We start from the raw sequence: 18,885 nt of genomic DNA, 5'->3' as shown, positions 1-18,885 counted from the left end.
TTCTGCTGTCTTGTTACTCCTGTGTGTCGTGCTGGTGGTCATAATCTATACGCGCTTTGGCGATCTTCCCATTGTTTTTGTTGACCCAGTCCACAAGCGAGGTTAAAGGTCCCAACAATGATTCTCCTATGCTCGTCAGACCGTATTCCACAGTCAATGGGACTGTAGGCGTCGCTTTACGCCAAACTAATCCATCCCGTTCCAAATGGCGCAGGGTCTGGGTCAGCATCCGTTGTGATATCCCTCCAGAGCGCCTTTGCAACTCTTTGAACCGCAAAGCTTCAGCACCTAAATTGACTATGATCAGTACACTCCATTTATCTCCGACCCTGTCCAGAATCTGGCGGGTAATGGAGCAATCCTCCAGCATCGGCATGAACCGGGTGGGTTCTTCCTTTGAATGTTCCAACTGTGGTTACCTCCATGTAACTTAAGCATGTAATAGTGCCTTCTTGTCCCTCAAGCCTATTCAGCTTATCATGGTTACTGTTAGTAATCAACAACCGGAAAGGAACTAATAAATCATGAAAAAGACCATTGCCATCATAGGTGCTGGACCCGGCTTAGGACTCTCAATCGCCAAAAAATTCGGAGCCAACGGATTTCAAGTGGCATTAATCTCTCGAAATGAAGAGAAGCTGAACACCCTTGTTCAGGAACTGCAAGCACTGAATATCGAGGCTGCTGCTTTTCCTGCCGACGTATACAATAAAGAACAAGTAGCCACAGCCTTCGATAATATCAAGAAAAAATACGGCTTTATCGATGTGCTCGAGTTCAGCCCGACAAGTGGAAATTACCCTCCTACTCCTGCTTCACAAGTAACAGAAGAAAATGCACAGGATGCCTTTCAGGCACTGGTTGTAGCCGCTATCCGCAGCGTAGCACAGGTCTTGCCTGAGATGCTGGAGAAACGCAGCGGCGCACTGCTGTTCACAACCGGATTGTCCTCCATCTATCCCATGCAGATGATGGGTAATGTAGGCATTGCGCTTAGCGGATTAAGAAACTACGCACTTAACCTGCATGCAGATTTGGCTCCACAAGGAATCTATGTAGGTCATTTAGCACTTGGTGTATTCATTAAACCCGGCACCGCTACAGATCCAGAACTCATCGCTAATGTTTGGTATGAGATGTATATGAACAAAAGCAAAGCTGAGGATACTTTTCCCCAAGGTGTGACACCGGCTACAATCATCTGGTGAGAGGTTTGCCCCATCGCTTTTGATCCATAGTGAGTTCTCCAGTATAATGGTTCCTATAGAATGCTAAACAAGACGGTCACGCATGGCCAATAAGCTTATGCCCAGGCGCTTACAAAGCCGGTTTTGCGCAGCAAAACTTAAGGAGGTACATACTCACTATGTCATACGAAACGTATTTTTCAACCCACCGGGATGAACATCTCGAAGAACTAAAACAATGGCTCAGAATTCCAAGTATTTCTGCCTTATCTGAACATAAGGACGATGTACTGAAGGCAGCCCATTGGCTGACAGACACCCTGAAAAAAGCCGGACTTGAGAACATTGAGTTGCATCCGACAGCGGGACATCCCGTTATATATGCCGATTATCTTCATGCTCCAGGCAAACCAACTATTCTCGTGTATGGTCACTACGATGTACAACCAGTAGATCCATTAAACCTATGGACCTCACCTCCATTTGAACCAGAGATTCGTGATGGCAAGCTTTATGCACGCGGAGCAACAGATGACAAAGGACAAGTATTCGTTCACCTCAAAGCCATTGAGGCGATCCTGAAACAAGAAGGTACTCTTCCTGTGAATCTCAAGCTTTGCATCGAAGGTGAAGAAGAAATCGGCAGTGTGAATCTGCCTCCGTTCCTTGAAGCCAATAAAGAAAAGCTCGCTGCGGATGCGGTGTTAGTCTCCGATACATCCCTATTGGAACGCGGTCGTCCTGCCATCTGCACTGGGCTACGTGGTCTAGCTTCCCTTGAAGTTGATGTAACTACCGCTTTGACAGACCTGCACTCTGGTTCTTACGGCGGTGGCGTTCCGAATGCATTGCATGCCCTAGTATCTTTGCTAAGCTCGCTTCATGACGACAAAGGACGCGTATCTGTAGACGGATTCTATGATGGCGTTCCTGAACTTTCCCCAATGCTGCGGGAAGAATTCGTGAAGCAAGGTGTGAATGAAGATAAAATCCGCGAAGGTCTTGGATTGGAATCGTTATACGGCGAAGAAGGTTATTCCTTTGTAGAACGGATTGGCGCTCGTCCTACGCTTGAGCTTAACGGCGTATACGGCGGTTTCCAAGGGGAAGGCAGTAAGACGGTTATCCCTAAAGAAGCACATGCGAAGATTACCTGCCGCTTAGTTGGCGATCAGGATCCACAGCATATCCTCGATGCCGTTGAAGCACATCTGAAGGCTAATATTCAGACCGGAGCGAAAGTGCATGTTAAGCAAATGGAGAAGGCACGTGCCTTTAACATCGATCCGTCGAATCCTATTCTGCAAACTGCAGCAGACGCATATGGCAAAGTATATGGAACCCGTGCCCTCTTCACCAAAGACGGCGGCTCCATTCCGATCATGGAGAGCTTCTCCCGTGTGCTGGAAGCACCTGTCGTTCTGATGGGCTTTGGTCTCGATGATGAGAACCTGCATGCACCGGATGAGCATTTCAACCTAGAGAACTTCGACAAGGGATTACTCACCATTGTTGAGTTCCTAAAGACTGTTTAAGCTACACAAGCTACAAACAAATAAAGCCAGGTTCCCTAAGTTGGGAGCCTGGCTTTTTAGTATGCGGCCAAACAAAAGAGCATCATTGCTTAGTCCATTTATAAAACCACCATACCATTGCTATCACAAATATTAGCCTTCATGTAATATAGGTTTGTTAGCCAACTGTTCATGTTCGGGTTCAATGTGAATCAACACCTGGGCACGTTCAAATATGCCTTGAATGGCTAGTTCAATTTCGTCGCATAATTGATGCGCAGTAGCAACACTCATTTTAGAAGGAATCACAAGGTGAAAGTCGACATACTCTTCTGGACCAGATCGGCGGGTACGAAAATCATGAAATTCAATATATCGCCCTTGAAATAACTTTATGACATGTAATATTTCATTTTCTTCTGCCTCAGTTAATCGTGCATCCAACAGCGGAGGAAATGACTCCTTTAGAAGCTTATAGGCTTCACCCATAATATACAGAGCCAACACAATCCCAATGACAGGGTCGAGTATCGTCCATCCAGTGAGGGTAACCAATAATAAACTGAATGCAACACCCAAAGAGGTGAAAACATCCGTAAGCAAATGCAGAGCATTCGATTTCATAGCCACAGAGTGAAGTTCGTCTGCCTTCTTTTTAACCTTGCGTGAAACCATATAATTGATCCCCGCTCCGACCACCATCACAATAATGCCCAAAAAGGGAAGTTCGATCGCGGTTGGATTCCTTATTTTATGAACACACTCATCTATAATCCAGAATCCAGCTACAAAAATAAGCAACGTTTCAATCGTCCCTGAGATATTCTCCACTTTGCCATGACCATAAGGATGAGTTTTATCCGCAGAACGACTTGACCATCGGACCGAGAAAAAAGCAATCAACGAAGCAACTAAATCTAAGGAGGAGTGGATCGCTTCCGAGATAATTGCTACTGAACCTGTAAGTACTCCGACTATAAGCTTTAAAGAAACGATAAATGTATTGCTAAGTACAGATAGGAACGCAATCTTTGCACCATTCAAAATTTTCACAACCTTTTCTTAAAAGTACGCTATATTAAAGTTTTTCCATTAGGCAAATAGTATAAACAAAAAAAATCCCACCAACCAATATAGGCTGATGGGATATAAAAAAACCCTTGCATCGCAAGGATTTGGAAGTTTGAATTATGGAGCGGGTGATGGGAATCGAACCCACGCTATCAGCTTGGAAGGCTGAAGTTCTACCATTGAACTACACCCGCACTAGAAAGTGAATACAAGAGTTATTGTATCATCTCTACAAGTAAAAATCAACATTTTTTTAGTTTACAGGGAAGCGCCGAGGGGTGCCTTTTTTAAAAATATCGCCTCAAACTCTGCTGGTTGAATAGGTTTGCTGAACAGAAATCCTTGAGCTTCATGACAATGCTGCTCCCGCAGAAATTGCAGCTGCTCCTTGTTCTCCACACCCTCAGCCGTAACCTTCAGCTTCAAATGATGCGCCATAGAAGTGATTGTAGAGACTATAGCAGCATTGTTGCTGTCCTCCATAACCTCTGATACGAACGACCTGTCGATTTTCAATCTGTCGATCGGCATGTTCTTTAGATAATGCAGGGAGCTGTAGCCTGTACCAAAATCATCAATACTGATGAAGACACCAAGCTCTTTCAGACGTTTCAGCTGATCAAAGGCTGTTTCTTTATCCAAGGTCATACTCTCAGTAATCTCAAGGTCCACATAACACGGATCTAAACCAATATCGGTTAAGATGGTATGAATCCTCCCTGCTAGATTAGGCTGAAGGAATTGCCGCATAGATAGGTTGATGGAGACGCAAATCGGCACATAGCCGGCCAGCTGCCATTTTTTATTCTGCAGACAAGCTGTTTTGAGTACCCATTCCCCAATCGGAACAATGAGTCCACTCTCCTCAGCTAACGGGATAAATTCCGCAGGAGAGACCAGACCACGTTTCGGATGATTCCAGCGGAGCAGAGCTTCCATTCCTACGATCTCTTCCGTCTCCAGCAAAACCTTTGGCTGATACACCAGAAAGAATTCATTGCGTTCAAGCGCTCTGCGGAGGTCATTTTCCAGCTTTAGACGTTCCTTTGCTTTCATCTGCATAGCTGGAATATACCGGCGAATCTCCACTCCCTGTTCCTTGGCATTATGTACCGCCGTATCAGCATTCTGAATTAGATGTTCCGCAGTTTCACCGTCACCGGGATAAATACTTAACCCCATACTAAGCGAAATATGGTACTCCCCCGACTCTAAGGCAATAGGTACCTCAAACAATCGATGCAGCTCCGTAGCTCGAACCAAACATTCTCCAAGACTTGCTCTCTCCATCATAAGAAAAGCGAACTCATCTGCCCCCATACTATAAAGCTCTTCAGTAGATTTGGCCTCATTCACAAGCCGCTCAGACACCAGCTTCAATAAATGGTCTCCGGCAAAATGGCCCAGGGAGTCATTTATATTCTTGAAATGATTAATATTCATAATAGCTAACGCTGAGAATTTATCGCTCGTATTCTTTTCCCCAGCAATAATCATTTCTTCTACACGCTGCGTCAGTCGACGTCTATTGGGAAGTCCCGTTAAATCATCATGATAGGCTAAATAATTGATCCGCTCCTCAGCCAACTGCTTTTCGTAAAAGGGTTCTTCAATCGTCAGACGATATACTCCAGTAAGAAGCAAATAGTATGCAACACCGCTACACACCATTCCAAAAAGATCATCTATATTGCCACTACTGAACGGACTCATAAAAAAGGCTTGGCCCAAAGAGAAAAAGATAAGTGCTCGAATAATAATAAGCAGGGAGGCTGACTTTTCACTTTTTTCAGGAAATACAATAACTGCAACACCTGCCAAGTAAACAAAAAGAACTGCCAAATCAGCAATCTGCTTCAAAGGATTCATCCAAGGTTTAGTTAAAAACTGAGGTAACGCCGAGTGGCTGAATATAAACAAAACAATGGAAAGCACAATCAGCATGAAGGCTATTCTAAACAACTTTCTTTTTTCAGAGACAGACACGGGCTTATCTTCCCTGCTAAAAATAAACAACATTCCTAAACCGCTGATTAGTCGTGAGAGGGTTCGCAGCCACAACGATTCTTCAAAAGTTATGAATGATGAAATCAACGGGATGCCCACAAAACCCAGTGTATGCAAAAAATCAATAATACATATTCCACCAAAAAGAGCAGCGGCATATAATCTTCCTTTAGATAATCTGCTAGAGAAGAATAACCAGCCCTGTGCAAATATTGCAAATCCAAAAGCAACATTACAGCAGCCGACAATGAGATAGAGAGAAGAAATAATATCCCAATCGTCCAATCGGTTAAGCGATGTATGGAAAATTTGAATTAAAAGGAACAGCAAGGCGCCTACAGCAGCTGCTTGAATTGTCTTTTTCTCTTCTTGTCTCATAAGTCCCTCGCGTCTGAAAATAATATCTATTAATTAACATTCAAGTATAGTTATGTCCTACGTATAAATATCGGCGGGATAGGACTTTTAAGTTACATTTCTTTTATCGGCATTCAAATGGAAGGCGCGTTTATAAGTTATATATTCATAAATCTTGCATAAATATAAACCATTTTCTGCTAGCAGGCAACCAAAAAAGCACTTCCCCCTACGAAAGGGTTCAGTGCTTCTAAGAAACTCAGGTTTATTTGTCACCAAAGGTTACTTCTGGTGTTGTAAGCTTATCAAAAAAATCAACGGATTTATCCTTGTCTGCAGATGCACGAAGTGCCATTGCTGAACGTGGATGCTCATCAAGTGTACCTGTGATCATATAAGGAATGATATAGCCCCACTCCTCTTTCTCACGCAAAGGAATCATCAGGCGTTCAATAATATCAAGCACAGGGCGCAAGGAGTAACGTGTATTCTTCAAATGAGTTACTAACAGCTCTGTAGGGCAATTTCCTGCAGCTCGTCCCATCCCATAACAAGAAGCATCCAGTAACTCTACACCATTCTCAGCAGCAATCAACGTGTTGGAGAACGCCAACTGAAGATTATTGTGAGTATGTACGCCTAGACGTTTGTTTGGCAGATGTGTCTTGAACTTCTCAACCAGATAATTCATGTCATTGTGATCCAAGCTGCCGTATGAATCTACAATATATACCACATCAACAACGCTCTCACGGATCATTTCAAAAGCTTCCAACAATTCATTCTCCATAACATTAGACAAAGCCATAATGTTGATCGTTGTCTCATAGCCTAGATCATGGAAAGTTTGTACCAATTGGAGGGCTTTTTCTACATCTTTGCTGTAGCATGCCACACGAATCAAATCCAGCATACTTTCGCTGCGGGGCAAAATATCATTCTCATCCACGCGGCCGATATCAACCAAAGCAGATAGCTTGGTGTGACCTTTTTGCGGAATCACTTTACGCAGGAAATCATCGTCCAGAAAACGCCATGGTCCGGCACCCTCTGCTCCTTTGAGCAATTTTGGTGAATTTTTATAACCGATTTCCATATAATCAACACCAGCTTCATTCAAGCCGGCATATAAGTTTTGTACAAATTCCACACTAAAATCCCAGTTGTTCACTAGGCCCCCATCTCGGATGGTGCAGTCAACAATCTTACATTGATTAGTCTTCATAATTATCTCCCTTCAACTATTGCAATCATTATAACCGCGAATATAGCTTTACTATGCAATTTATATCGTATAATCATACTTTAATGAAGAATAAAATGTAAAGGAATTTCATCTTCTTCTCCTTAATGCTATTACCACATCGTGTCAGCGACAATGATCACAGTAAATAAGCCCTAAAAATGCTACATTACAAGAAAATCATTGAGATTGATTATCAGTCTCTTTTGGAGGGATAAAAATGGCTTCTACCTCTTGCTCATTGCTGCGACTACAACCGGGTTCGACCGGATATATTCATAAAATAGAAGGAATCAATCCTATCCTACGCCGTCGTCTGGCTGATCTTGGAGTGTCCGAGGGTGTGAGCATTCGCCTGAAAGGAAAAGGACCTTTTTTAGGACCTATTACCTTAGAGTGCAATGGACAACTGTTCGCCATCCGCCGGAAGGAAGCTTCATTGATTGAGGTGAACGTGTCTTGAGTTCAATAGCTCTTGTAGGTAACCCCAATACAGGTAAAACCTCTCTTTTCAATACGTTAACCTCCTCATACGAATATGTTGGTAACTGGTCAGGGGTAACTGTAGAAAAGAAGATCGGCAGCCTGAAGAACGGCGCTGGCAAGCTCATTGATTTGCCGGGCATCTATTCCTTGCACCCACTCTCACGCGATGAGGGGGTTGCTGCCCAGTATCTAATAGAAGAATCTCCAGAAGCCTTAATTAATATCGTGGATGCTTCACAGCTGGAACGAAATCTGCTGCTCACGCTTCAATTACTTGAGTATGGCAAACCTACCTTACTCGGACTGAATATGATTGACGTCGCTAATGCACGTGGAATTCGCATCAATCATGAAGTCTTACAATCACGACTGGGTATAACTGTCCTCCCGCTTGTTGCAAGAACGGGAAAAGGCTGCGCACAAGTCCTCAGTATTTTAGAGAAATCCTCTGCGATTCCCGCTGTAAAGTTCAAGTTGAACTACGGTGAGATTGTAGAGCATGCGATATCTTCTATAGAAAAGGAATTACTTCCTATCAAGGACTTACCCAATCACCGCTGGATTGCTTTACAGCTTATGGAGCAGAATCCGGTTATTCTTCATTTTCTGAAGACACGTATGGACACCACTCGCCTGCTAAACATCTGTGAATCCTGTCAGAGTGAGCTACAGATCAAAAAGCTGGCCCTGACGCTCCCCCAATGGATTCGCTCACAGCGGATGGATTATATCCACTCCATTTGTGAGGTTGTACTTGATACAACAACGCAGAAACCTCATAACTTAACAGAAAGATTAGATTCCATATTGACGCATCGTTTTCTAGGACTGCCCTTATTTATCTTCTTTATGTATGCTCTCTTTAAGACCACATTTGACTGGGTCGGCGGACCTCTATCAGATCTCCTCGATGGCCTGATCTCCGGACCGATTAGTGATGGAGCCAATTCCCTGCTTCAGACGCTTGGAGCATCCAGCTTCACGCATGCCCTGATTGTCGATGGATTAATTAGCGGTGTAGGTGGCGTCCTCGTCTTTGTCCCGCAAATCTTCATTCTCTTCCTGATCATTTCCTTCTTGGAGGATTCAGGATACATGGCTCGGGTTTGCTTATTAATGGACAGCACGATGGAACGTATGGGACTAAACGGAAAAGCATTTATTCCATTCATCATTGGCTTCGGCTGCAATGTACCTGCCATAATGGCGGCGCGCAGCATCGAACAGCCCAAAGACCGCATGCTGACCACCTTGCTAATGCCGCTGATGTCCTGTTCTGCGAGACTGCCTGTTTACGCTTTATTCGCAGCTGTGTTTTTTCCGGCGCAAGAGGCCGTAGCAGTTCTGTCCATGTATGTGATGGGTATTGTGTTTGCTCTGATTCTTTGTAAGGTATTCTCTAAATATTTATTCAAAAATGAATCCTCAGTTTTCATGATCGAGCTTCCACCTTATCGTATGCCGCAGATCAAGACCTTATCGCGCAGCACTTGGGAAAAGGGCAAGGGTTTCCTGCGAAAAGCTGGAACTATTATTCTTGCAGGCTCAGCAATTATTTGGTTTATGTCTTATGCCGGTCCTGGCGGGTTTGATGTGGACATGGATCACAGCTTCCTGGCTAAGTTTGGGGGTATGATCGCACCGCTACTGGCACCGCTTGGTTTCGGAACATGGCAGGCTGGCTCTACGTTGGTTCCGGGATTTTTGGCAAAAGAGGTAGTAGTCTCTACCATGAATATCATCTATCATGCACCAGATGCTGCTGGTTTAGAAAATCAAATCTCTCAAGTCTTCACACCGCTAAGTTCGATCAGCTTCATGGCCTTTATCCTGCTTTATATTCCTTGTTTGGCTACTGTAGGGGTTATCAAAAAAGAAACAGCGTCTTGGAAATGGACCTTCTTCTCCATGGGGTATTCTCTCGTTCTGGCGTATATCGTATCTTTAATTATTTTTCAAGGCGGACGGTTATTAGGATGGTCGTAGACTTGTAAATTATAAGATTCTCATGATGAAAGTGGGGTACCATTATGATAAATGTTGTGATTGTCGCCTTAATTTTCGGTTATTCTGGCTGGACCATCTATCGACATGTGCAAAAGGGAAAGCAGGGCGCTTGTGCAGGCTGTGATAAAGGAAAAAGCTGCTCGGCAGCATCGATGGATTCCCCGCTTTCTTGTTGTTCAACACCGGTTAACAACAAGAAGTAGGCTTGTAAAATGGGCAATAAATAGTGATTTATCGTTTAGCCTCCTTAACTAACGGGTATGTTTGTTATAAGCAACTACAGACAATACCAAGGAGGTAATTCCTATGAATACCAAAAAGACATTATTTACAACGGTCGCATTGGGAGCAGCATATTTACTGAAGAATAAGGGAACTCGCGATAAAATTATGAACGGCATTCAATCTTACACTTCCCAATCGAAGGCCAAAAAATCCAGTGGTACTGTTTAAGCTTCTGCTCTTGGATTTCAATAAAGGGGTGTTCCCTAAACCAGACTCTGGTTTAGGGAACACCCCTTGTTGTTTAGAACGGACAGCTCCCCGGATGTTTAGATCTCGCTTTCGCTCAGCAGCCACTGAATGATAGAACGAACCATGACACCTGTTGCTCCCTTAGGATTAACTCCACGTTCTTTAGATACATATGCAGTGCCAGCAATATCTAGATGAATCCATGGCAAGCCCTCAGCAAACTCACCTACAAATAATCCGCCTGTAGTGGCTCCACCATATCTTCCAGCAGTGTTACGGATATCGGCAACCTCGCTCTTTAGCATCTCACGAAATTCCGGGTATGCCGGAAGCTGCCATACCTTTTCCCCTGAATAGCTTGAAGCGGCCAGAAATCGCTCCAGAAACGCTTCATCATTAGTTACAGCACCTGTTGCTATATCTCCCAAAGTGGACAACACAGCGCCTGTCAGTGTAGCTACATCGATAATACGTTTCGCTCCCCATTCCCGAGCATAAGTCAGCGCATCTCCCAGTACAATTCTGCCTTCAGCGTCGGTATTCAACACTTCTATCGTTCGTCCGCTCATGGAGGTAATAACATCTCCAGGCTTAAAAGCATTGGCCGATGGCATATTCTCCGCAGATGGAATAACCATAACGACATTAATTCGTGGACGTAAGCGGCCAAGCGCCTCCATTACTCCGAGTACAGCCGCTGCCCCGCCCATATCACTAATCAGCTCTTCCATACCTGGTGCTCTTTTTAAGGAGATCCCGCCGGTGTCAAAGGTAACTCCCTTCCCTACAAGCCCCACTACGTTATCCCAATTCCCTGTCCCCTGATAACGGATGACGATCATTCGTGGAGGGTTTACACTTCCTTTTCCGACTGCGAGCAATCCGCCCATTCCTTTTTGCTCAATTTCCCGTTCATCCAGCACCTCAGAAGGAAAGCCATATCGCTCAGCAACCTCTATAGCGGCCACAGCAAGGTCTGAGGGGGTCAATAGATTACCAGGCATGTTGGTCAAGCTCCGCGCCAAATTCGTGGCCTCACCGAAAGCTAGCCCCTTCTGAATGCCTTGAGTCCAATCCCGTCCGGCATTACCCTCTAATTTCTCTTTTATAGTGAAAACAACTGCTGTTGGGCCTGTATAAAAAGACTGCACCTGCTTATAGGTAGCCCGACGATAGGAACCTAGCATTAGCCCCTCCGTCAGCGCATAAGCAATAGAAGTCACATCCTTCTCTACGGTAAGCTCCTGCAAGGTGTCCGGCACTTCAAATACCAGCTTGAGCGCCTTCAAACGAAGCGCTGCACGGGCTGTCTGAGCCCCCATTTGCCTTAGATCCTCAGTCGTGAGAAGTTGGTCCCCCCTGCCAACCAAAATAACAACAGGACAACCAGATGAATTCTCAGCAGGTAGTACATAAGTCTGATTAAGCTTGCCTTTAAATAGACCTGCCTTTCCCAATAGGCGAATTCTGTCATCCCATCCTTCGGAAAAGCCTCCATTCTCGACCTCAGACTCAGAAATAATAAGGATAAGGGCATCACCCTGCACATTGTTGGCAACACCACTGTTGTATTCTATATTCATTGTGATTACCTCCATTTGTTTCCCAAAACCAACACCCATTGTAACATAAGCAAAGGCTGATCTCCGCATCTGTATTATCCGCAGGGATCAGCCTCTTATTACTTATTCTAATGGATTAATGGCAAAGAGATCACAAAATGAGTACCCTCGTTAACTCTGCTGCTAACAGAAATGCATCCGCCATGATTTTTGATGATGCGGTCACTTACGGAAAGACCCAATCCTGTACCATTCTCTTTGGTAGTAAAGAAAGGATTAAATAACCTGTCCAGTGTACGAATATCCATTCCTTTACCGTTGTCAGATATGAACATACGGACCTCAGAGCCTTCTCTGCGGGCACCAACCTCGATTTTCCCCATCGAATCATCTTCTCGATCCGCTACAGCCTCCATCGCATTTCTAATCATATTAAGCACAACTTGCTTCATCTGTTTGACATCTCCAGAAATCACCATGTCCTCTTGAAGAGGATGAAGATTGATCTGGCAGCCCTTCATTAAAGCTTCGCTCTCTGTAAGGAGAACAACCTCCTTGAGCAATGCGGACACGGGTATCATCCCCACCTGCGGAACTGACGGCTTAGAGGAGGAGAGAAATTCATGGATAATATCGTTCGCACGATCGATCTCGGCCAATATAATCTTGGCATATTCCTCTTTCCCCAGTTGGTGCAAGTATGGATGAAGCAGTTGAATAAATCCCCGGATCGCGGTCAACGGATTCCGGATTTCATGGGCAATAGATGCGGATAATTTGCCTAGCATAGCTAAGCTATCGTTCTGGTAAGCCGTTTGTTCGATTAACTTATAATCCGAGATTTCCTTGACAGTGAACAAATAACAGCCTTTCATTTGCTCTCCGCAGCATAAAGTAACCTTCCAGTAACGGCCATACTCGTCTAGAAACTCATAATTTGATTTTCCTTTGTATACCATCTCTCTGTAGCTCTGCATTACTTGTTTTTTCTTGGAACGGCTCAGTCGAACATTAGACAGCAGATGGGAAAATGTGCAGCCCACAAGAGAGTGACGGGTAAGCTCGAGCATCCCGTACATTTGCTTATTTACAAAACTTATAACTCCCTCTTCATCAAAAAGCATGATTCCGCTGTCAATATTCTCTAGAACATCCTCGTATGTAGTATCCACAGGTCCAGTTTGATAGGTTCTTCCCGGTAATAGAAGACTTTCTTGATATTGGCTAATCACGATACGAAGTTCCCCCTTTTACTGCATTTGACGAAGACGCTTAAGCGACATCAAATTACTATGTATTTGAGTGTATGACGAAGCCGCCAGAACATTCGGTAATCGTTGCACTTTTTCCAACCGGTTCAATTATATTCCAATCATATCCAAGAGAACTAGACAACGCAATCGGAGAAACTGTCGAATGGTAAAAAAATTCATAAAATGATTCCAAAGACATATGAAACATCACATCAAATTATATTTATCGCTATTTATTCGCCTAAATGATTTAAAAAAATCTAAAAAGGATCACGAAAAACTAAAAAGGATTATAAAAAGCTAAAAAGCCCCCGCGATTGCGGAGGCTTACATGGAAATGGGGCATGCCCAAAAAATTAGTAATAAACTTATGCCTTTTGTTGCAGGCGTAGACGGCGCTGACTCATCACAGCTAACCTTTTTTTCAATTCCCGTTCCCACTTGGTATCCTCAATCTGTTTGGCTACAGCTAGCAGATCAAGCGCCATATCGATTTGATTGCGTACAACGGCTAGAGGATCTTCACTCTCGACGTTAATGACGTTCTCGAAAATTGCAGTTTCGTCTTCCATGACATAGTCCTGAAAGTCCACGTCGGTAACACCATCTCCATGTGCATATTCCGCTAAGATCTCATATTCATTCTCGACCTTGTAGTGAACCTCCACACGATGACATACCGGACAAAAAAGCAGGGGAACATTATGGACTTGCGTGCGATAATGTTTTAGGGTCCCCTTTGTTCCTACCATACTCGCTCCACAGCAAAAGCTCATATTTGTTCGCCCTCCTTAGAAATAACCCTTTGATTGTTTATTATTGTATTACATTACCCCAATGGAGATTCCTCCACTCGAGGACATAATATAACTTTTCGCGCCTATTTTCAAATCTATTTAGATATACAAGATCTTTTGGTGCAAAAAACCCCCTTACAGAAAATTTTCTGCAAGGAGGTAGAAATCAGAATATCAAAGATCACTATGATAACGGTCTAAAATTTACAGATTCTTATCGCCCGGCTTCCAGTTCATTGGGCATAAACCACCAGATTGCAAGGCTTGCAGAACACGAAGAGTTTCTTCCACACTGCGGCCTACATCATTGTGGTTAACGACTTGATATTTCAATTCGCCTTCAGGATCGATAATGAACAAGCCACGCAATGCGATACCTTCTTCTTCAATCAGAATGCCATAGTCTTTAGAGACTTGTTTCGTAATATCAGCTGCAAGCGGGAAATTCAAACGACCCAGGCCGTTGGAATCCTTAGGGGTATTAATCCAAGCTTTGTGGCTGTGGATCGAATCGATGCTTGCGCCGAGAATCGCTGTATCAAGTGCTTCAAACTGTGCTGCTGCGTCACTGAGAGCTGTGATTTCAGTTGGACATACAAATGTGAAATCAAGCGGATAGAAGAAGAATACAAGCCATTTGCCACGATAATCAGACAAGCTTACTTTACCAAAATCCTTACCATCACCTGATACGGTTTCCATAGTAAAATCGGGAGCCGGTCTACCTACTAAACGGTCCGCCATTGCTAGAATCCTCCCTCTGATTATGTAAGAAAAAATACCATTTGTATCTCTCAATATACTGAAAAATGCTGAAATAGATAATATCTTGTCTACTTAACAAATGGTATCATCGCACAAAATCAAAGTCAAGATTAGATCAATTATTTATTTATAATTATTATAAATAAAGTATTAGGCTTTGCGGATTGCTGCAACAATCAGGTCGCCCATTTCAGTTGTACTGATCGCTTTGCTCTTATCCACGGCGATATCACTTGTACGGTGTCCTGCATCCAATACTGCAGCAACTGCCGCTTCGATTGCAGCAGCAGCATCCTCATAACCAAAGGTTAAGCGGAACATCAGGGCCAGCGACAAGATTGTTGCGATCGGGTTCGCAAGCCCTTGTCCGGCAATATCAGGAGCAGAGCCGTGAACGGGCTCGTAGAGACCATAGTTGCCGTCACCCATCGAAGCTGAAGCAAGCATACCGATAGAACCTGTCAGCATAGCAGCCTCGTCGCTCAAGATATCACCAAACATGTTCTCAGTAACGATAACGTCAAAGCTAGATGGACGGCGCAGCAGCTGCATTGCGCAGTTATCAACCAGTACATGCTCTACCTCTACCTCCGGATATTCTGGAGCAATCTTATTCACAACCTCACGCCACAAACGTGAAGTTTCAAGTACATTCGCTTTATCAACACTCGCCAGTTTATTACGGCGCTTGCCGGCAATCTCAAAAGCTTGGCGGACAATTCGTTCTACTTCCATTACGTTATACACACAGGTGTCCACAGCTTCTTCACCATGTTCTCCTTGACGGCGCAATTTATCTCCGAAGTAAATCCCGCCAGTCAGTTCGCGAACTACCATAAGATCTGTGCCTTCCAGGACTTCAGGCTTCAAAGTCGAAGCATCCTTAAGACAGTCAAATACGACAGCTGGACGCAGGTTGGAGAACAACCCCAGTGCTTTGCGAATTCCAAGCAGTCCGGTTTCGGGACGAAGCTCCTTTGGATTATTATCCCATTTTGGTCCACCAACAGCACCCAATAACACAGCATCTGCGCTACGACAGATTTCAAGTGTATCTTCCGGCAGCGGAGTCCCCTTCTCGTCTATTGCGATACCGCCAAATAATGCGTGCTCTGTTTCAAAAGCATAACCGAATACTTCTTCTGTTACTTTTAATACTTTTTCCGCTTCTGCTACAACTTCTGGTCCAATACCGTCCCCTGCGATTACGGCGATTTTTTTAACTTCACTCATCTCAGTCACTCCTCAAGTTTTCTGCTCTAACAGACATAGTTCTTCTTTATATTGTTGTATCATACCCAGTCGTAAAGGACAAAGATATAGATTCTATTGAGCTGATAGGTATAGCCTATAAACAATCAGGATCAGACCACCACCCTCAATGCTGAGCATATTTGCTCTTAGTTCTGAAGATGTTTACAATTAATATGAAGTCATCTATCAAAGGAGTGAATGCGAAGTGCAATATGCAAAGCTTGGCAAATCCGGCATGAAGGTCAGTCGCCTATGTCTAGGAACGATGAATTTTGGCCCGCAGACGGATGAAAAAGAAGCCTTCCGCATCATGGACGCTGCACTGGATGCAGGTGTTAATTTTTTTGATACCGCTAACATTTACGGCTGGGGCGAAAATTCTGGCCTGACTGAAACCATTATCGGACGCTGGTTTAAACAAGGCGGCGGGCGGCGGGAAAAGGTTGTACTAGCCACCAAAGTTTATGGAGCCATGAATGATAACCTTGATGGTCCTAATGATGAAGAAGGATTATCCTCATATATCATTCGCCGCCATCTTGAAGGGTCCCTGCAGCGTCTTCAGACCGATCATATTGAATTGTACCAGATGCATCATATAGACCGCAGTACGTCCTGGGAAGAGCTCTGGGGGGCTTTCGAGCTGGCTGTGAGTCAAGGCAAGATTGGTTATGTCGGTTCCAGTAACTTTGCAGGCTGGGATATCGCCATAGCTCAACAAGAAGCTAAGGCTCGTGGTTTTCTTGGACTAGTCTCAGAGCAGCATAAATACAGCCTGACCTGTCGGCTTCCTGAACTTGAAGTTTTGCCAGCCGCTCGCCATCTGGGGCTAGGTATTATTCCTTGGAGCCCACTCGATGGAGGTCTTCTCGGAAGAAATGCACTCAAAAAAATAGAGGGCAGCCGAAGTGGCGGAAATGCAGATCGTGTAGAGCAGCACAAGAGCCAGCTTGAGGCTTTTGCCAGCTTATGTATGGAGCTGGGAGAACCACAGGATAATGTCGCTCTTGCTTGGTTACTGGCTAATCCTGCTGTAACTGCTCCAATTATCGGCCCCCGCACCCTGGAGCAATTTGAGAGTGCGCTGCGCAGTCTTGAGATTGTGCTAGATGAAGCTGTGCTTAAACGACTAGATGAAATATTCCCTGGACCCGGCGGTGAAGCCCCTAAAGCGTATGCTTGGTAGGTAAGTTCTATCACAAAGGAGCTGAGGCCTCAGCAGAATCAATACGCTGAAGCCCAGCTCCCTTTTATTCATTCTTATTCAGCTGTGTCCACGGTCACACTTCCATTACTCGTGCTTAAGTCCACAGTATAAGTGGCTTTACCAAGCACAGCGGTACCATAGCTATCGCCGTCCCGATCCCAGGGTACATTCCCCTTCAGCGAGCCATTGCTTGTATCTGCAATAATCTTCGCATCCGACACGGCCGGCAAGCCCACTATAATCTTCCCGTTACTGGATGTACATTTCCAGTTTCCGGTCACTGCTGAGTTTATAGTAATTTTGCCGTTGCTGCTCTTGGCTGACAACGCCCCATCAATGTTATCCAATACTATGGCTCCATTAGAGCTCACGAGTTCAACTTCACCTTGGATATTCTGTACGGATAGTGACCCATTGCTGGTATGCGCATCCACTTCGCCGACAATATCATGAATATTTAATGCACCATTACTTGTCTCAACCTCTATACCTGACTTTAGATTCCAGGCTTCTATAGAGCCATCACTTGTCTCAACCTCAACAGCAAGGTTATTGGGTGCACTTACATTTAGATAAGGACTTTTGGTATTGAATCCAAACTGAATGTTAGAGAACCAATTATGATCGGTATCAAGCTCCATAATCAGTGTATCTCCTTCAGTACTAACCTTCCATTTCTTTTCTAGTGCACTTTCAGCATCACTTTGCGATTTTCCAGGCAGCAGTAAACTTCCCTCATAATCCAAAGAGCTTCCAGCTACACCCTCAACCTTTACTTTTCCACTTGGAAGTACAATTTTGAGCGTCGTAATATTCTCTTTCACTTCCACATTCCCACTAAGCGGAGTTAGATGTGTATTACCGATCAGATTGCTGAGTGAACCTCCGGCCATTACTGTCTGAGCACCACTTGCTCCGATCAGCACAATAATTAACAGGATGGCCCAGCCGCTTACACGGCTTTTGACATCGGATTTGATAAAAAGTCTAATCAACATCTCAAGTCCGAATAAGACCAACAACGCCGGCCATAAAAAACCAAGCACCTCATAGCTGATCATATCATACTGAGCCATCACGATAATGACACCAAGGGCAATGCAGCCCAAGGCTGCTGTGAAACTTCCTATTTTCCATCTCCCCATAGTTAAATCCCCGTTTCTTATGCTCTCGTATTGTTCCTTAACATCTTCAGTCCGTACGCAATCAGACCCACTGATAATAAGATCGTGCCGATGTTGATCTCAGTCAGCATATCCCAAAGGGTAGGGAAAGCTGTGATTACCAACATGAGGAATCCAGCAACAACACAGCCGATTCCCACCCAAGCTGGATTGATCTCTTCATGCGGATATCCAGGCATAGAGGACATCCCCATGGTCCAAGGGGCTCCGAAGCTGTCTGGATGAAACATCATTCGTTCGTGTTCAGCAGCAGTTATTTTCATCCAAGCCGCCTTCTGCAGGGCATCAAACAATTGATAAAACCACAGCGCCGCCAGGGCAAACGGGAAGATCAAGGGCTCGGACGGAATAAACATTATACATAAGGACGCCCCGATCATAAACTGTAAACCCTGCTTTTTAAAGCCTAAGTACAAATGACCTACTCCAGGTACCATAGCCAGCATAAAAGTGAGCCAACGTCTCTTCTTAATCATAATACATCCTCCTAAAATTTGGGTAGCAAAACTTTAGCCAA

18 protein-coding genes and 1 tRNA gene are annotated in these 18,885 nt (G+C 44.4%); 7 read left to right on the top strand and 12 right to left on the bottom strand.

Annotation, left to right across the window (positions count from 1 at the left end; translation table 11 throughout):
• Positions 1 to 13: 13 nt before the first annotated feature.
• Positions 14 to 409: a winged helix-turn-helix transcriptional regulator gene (locus tag NYE58_RS07735; protein ID WP_244886429.1), complete on the bottom strand. Its 396-nt coding sequence runs from the start codon at positions 407 to 409 to the stop codon at positions 14 to 16.
• 115 nt (positions 410 to 524) lie between these two features.
• Here NYE58_RS07735 and NYE58_RS07730 point away from each other — a divergent pair, with 115 nt between their 5' ends.
• Positions 525 to 1,208, top strand: a complete 684-nt coding sequence (locus NYE58_RS07730; protein ID WP_076100968.1) for an SDR family NAD(P)-dependent oxidoreductase — start codon at positions 525 to 527, stop codon at positions 1,206 to 1,208.
• Positions 1,209 to 1,366: 158 nt separating this feature from the next.
• Positions 1,367 to 2,722: a dipeptidase gene (locus tag NYE58_RS07725; RefSeq protein WP_076147558.1), complete on the top strand. Its 1,356-nt coding sequence runs from the start codon at positions 1,367 to 1,369 to the stop codon at positions 2,720 to 2,722.
• Positions 2,723 to 2,854: 132 nt separating this feature from the next.
• Here NYE58_RS07725 and NYE58_RS07720 read toward each other — a convergent pair whose 3' ends face one another.
• The 4 genes from NYE58_RS07720 to NYE58_RS07705 form a co-directional block, all read right to left on the bottom strand.
• Positions 2,855 to 3,745: a cation diffusion facilitator family transporter gene (locus tag NYE58_RS07720; RefSeq protein ID WP_341004237.1), complete on the bottom strand. Its 891-nt coding sequence runs from the start codon at positions 3,743 to 3,745 to the stop codon at positions 2,855 to 2,857.
• 147 nt (positions 3,746 to 3,892) lie between these two features.
• Positions 3,893 to 3,966 (bottom strand) — tRNA-Gly (locus NYE58_RS07715).
• Between the two features lie 64 nt (positions 3,967 to 4,030).
• Positions 4,031 to 6,157, bottom strand: coding sequence for a putative bifunctional diguanylate cyclase/phosphodiesterase (locus tag NYE58_RS07710; RefSeq protein ID WP_076274974.1), 2,127 nt, complete (start codon positions 6,155 to 6,157; stop codon positions 4,031 to 4,033).
• Between the two features lie 244 nt (positions 6,158 to 6,401).
• On the bottom strand, positions 6,402 to 7,361 hold the full coding sequence (locus NYE58_RS07705) for an aldolase catalytic domain-containing protein (protein WP_170914180.1): 960 nt from the start codon (positions 7,359 to 7,361) through the stop codon (positions 6,402 to 6,404).
• Positions 7,362 to 7,599: 238 nt separating this feature from the next.
• On the opposite strand from NYE58_RS07705, the gene NYE58_RS07700 reads away from it, so the two are divergent.
• The 4 genes from NYE58_RS07700 to NYE58_RS07685 all read left to right on the top strand — a co-directional run bounded on the left by NYE58_RS07700 (position 7,600) and on the right by NYE58_RS07685 (position 10,325).
• Complete coding sequence (locus tag NYE58_RS07700) at positions 7,600 to 7,842, top strand: FeoA family protein (protein WP_036680093.1); 243 nt, start codon at positions 7,600 to 7,602, stop codon at positions 7,840 to 7,842.
• Positions 7,839 to 9,851, top strand: coding sequence for a ferrous iron transport protein B (gene feoB / locus NYE58_RS07695; RefSeq protein ID WP_036680095.1), 2,013 nt, complete (start codon positions 7,839 to 7,841; stop codon positions 9,849 to 9,851). Before NYE58_RS07700 ends, feoB begins: the two co-directional genes overlap by 4 nt.
• A 44-nt stretch (positions 9,852 to 9,895) precedes the next feature.
• Positions 9,896 to 10,075, top strand: a complete 180-nt coding sequence (locus NYE58_RS07690) for a FeoB-associated Cys-rich membrane protein (protein ID WP_038569228.1) — start codon at positions 9,896 to 9,898, stop codon at positions 10,073 to 10,075.
• A 103-nt stretch (positions 10,076 to 10,178) separates the two neighbouring features.
• The gene (locus tag NYE58_RS07685; protein ID WP_176462669.1) at positions 10,179 to 10,325 is read left to right on the top strand and encodes a hypothetical protein; all 147 of its coding nucleotides are present in this window, start codon (positions 10,179 to 10,181) and stop codon (positions 10,323 to 10,325) included.
• Positions 10,326 to 10,423: 98 nt separating this feature from the next.
• Here the strand turns inward: NYE58_RS07685 and NYE58_RS07680 are convergent, their stop codons facing one another.
• From NYE58_RS07680 to leuB, 5 genes are all read right to left on the bottom strand, one after another.
• Complete coding sequence (locus NYE58_RS07680; RefSeq protein ID WP_341001531.1) at positions 10,424 to 11,929, bottom strand: leucyl aminopeptidase; 1,506 nt, start codon at positions 11,927 to 11,929, stop codon at positions 10,424 to 10,426.
• Positions 11,930 to 12,036: 107 nt separating this feature from the next.
• Complete coding sequence (locus tag NYE58_RS07675; protein ID WP_038569226.1) at positions 12,037 to 13,140, bottom strand: ATP-binding protein; 1,104 nt, start codon at positions 13,138 to 13,140, stop codon at positions 12,037 to 12,039.
• Positions 13,141 to 13,529: 389 nt separating this feature from the next.
• Complete coding sequence (locus NYE58_RS07670; RefSeq protein ID WP_036680100.1) at positions 13,530 to 13,937, bottom strand: hypothetical protein; 408 nt, start codon at positions 13,935 to 13,937, stop codon at positions 13,530 to 13,532.
• A 225-nt stretch (positions 13,938 to 14,162) separates the two neighbouring features.
• Positions 14,163 to 14,702 carry a peroxiredoxin gene (locus NYE58_RS07665; RefSeq protein WP_341001529.1) on the bottom strand — a complete coding sequence of 180 codons (540 nt, stop codon included), beginning with the start codon at positions 14,700 to 14,702 and terminating at the stop codon, positions 14,163 to 14,165.
• Between the two features lie 171 nt (positions 14,703 to 14,873).
• The gene (gene leuB, locus NYE58_RS07660; protein WP_036680106.1) at positions 14,874 to 15,956 is read right to left on the bottom strand and encodes a 3-isopropylmalate dehydrogenase; all 1,083 of its coding nucleotides are present in this window, start codon (positions 15,954 to 15,956) and stop codon (positions 14,874 to 14,876) included.
• Positions 15,957 to 16,182: 226 nt separating this feature from the next.
• On the opposite strand from leuB, the gene NYE58_RS07655 reads away from it, so the two are divergent.
• Positions 16,183 to 17,163, top strand: a complete 981-nt coding sequence (locus NYE58_RS07655; protein ID WP_036680109.1) for an aldo/keto reductase — start codon at positions 16,183 to 16,185, stop codon at positions 17,161 to 17,163.
• Positions 17,164 to 17,237: 74 nt separating this feature from the next.
• Here NYE58_RS07655 and NYE58_RS07650 read toward each other — a convergent pair whose 3' ends face one another.
• Complete coding sequence (locus tag NYE58_RS07650) at positions 17,238 to 18,329, bottom strand: DUF4097 family beta strand repeat-containing protein (protein WP_036680112.1); 1,092 nt, start codon at positions 18,327 to 18,329, stop codon at positions 17,238 to 17,240.
• Between the two features lie 17 nt (positions 18,330 to 18,346).
• Positions 18,347 to 18,844 (bottom strand): hypothetical protein, encoded by a 498-nt coding sequence (locus NYE58_RS07645; protein WP_036680114.1) that lies wholly within the window; start codon positions 18,842 to 18,844, stop codon positions 18,347 to 18,349.
• Between the last annotated feature and the right edge of the window lie 41 nt (positions 18,845 to 18,885).

The organism is Paenibacillus sp. FSL L8-0708 (assembly GCF_038009325.1).
In the GTDB taxonomy this organism is placed as follows: Bacteria; Bacillota; Bacilli; order Paenibacillales; family Paenibacillaceae; genus Paenibacillus_AQ; species Paenibacillus_AQ odorifer.
This window is presented reverse-complemented; position numbering and strand designations above follow the sequence as displayed.

Excerpts from the sequence above, each read along its gene's own strand:
- NYE58_RS07730 (WP_076100968.1), top strand. The coding sequence starts at position 525 with ATGAAAAAGACCATTGCCATCATAGGTGCTGGACCCGGCTTAGGACTC.
- NYE58_RS07725 (WP_076147558.1), top strand. The coding sequence starts at position 1,367 with ATGTCATACGAAACGTATTTTTCAACCCACCGGGATGAACATCTCGAA.
- NYE58_RS07710 (WP_076274974.1), bottom strand. The coding sequence starts at position 6,157 with ATGAGACAAGAAGAGAAAAAGACAATTCAAGCAGCTGCTGTAGGCGCC.
- NYE58_RS07705 (WP_170914180.1), bottom strand. The coding sequence starts at position 7,361 with ATGAAGACTAATCAATGTAAGATTGTTGACTGCACCATCCGAGATGGG.
- NYE58_RS07700 (WP_036680093.1), top strand. The coding sequence starts at position 7,600 with ATGGCTTCTACCTCTTGCTCATTGCTGCGACTACAACCGGGTTCGACC.
- NYE58_RS07690 (WP_038569228.1), top strand. The coding sequence starts at position 9,896 with ATGATAAATGTTGTGATTGTCGCCTTAATTTTCGGTTATTCTGGCTGG.
- NYE58_RS07685 (WP_176462669.1), top strand. The coding sequence starts at position 10,179 with ATGAATACCAAAAAGACATTATTTACAACGGTCGCATTGGGAGCAGCA.
- NYE58_RS07680 (WP_341001531.1), bottom strand. The coding sequence starts at position 11,929 with ATGAATATAGAATACAACAGTGGTGTTGCCAACAATGTGCAGGGTGAT.
- NYE58_RS07670 (WP_036680100.1), bottom strand. The coding sequence starts at position 13,937 with ATGAGCTTTTGCTGTGGAGCGAGTATGGTAGGAACAAAGGGGACCCTA.
- NYE58_RS07665 (WP_341001529.1), bottom strand. The coding sequence starts at position 14,702 with ATGGCGGACCGTTTAGTAGGTAGACCGGCTCCCGATTTTACTATGGAA.
- leuB (WP_036680106.1), bottom strand. The coding sequence starts at position 15,956 with ATGAGTGAAGTTAAAAAAATCGCCGTAATCGCAGGGGACGGTATTGGA.
- NYE58_RS07650 (WP_036680112.1), bottom strand. The coding sequence starts at position 18,329 with ATGGGGAGATGGAAAATAGGAAGTTTCACAGCAGCCTTGGGCTGCATT.
- NYE58_RS07645 (WP_036680114.1), bottom strand. The coding sequence starts at position 18,844 with ATGATTAAGAAGAGACGTTGGCTCACTTTTATGCTGGCTATGGTACCT.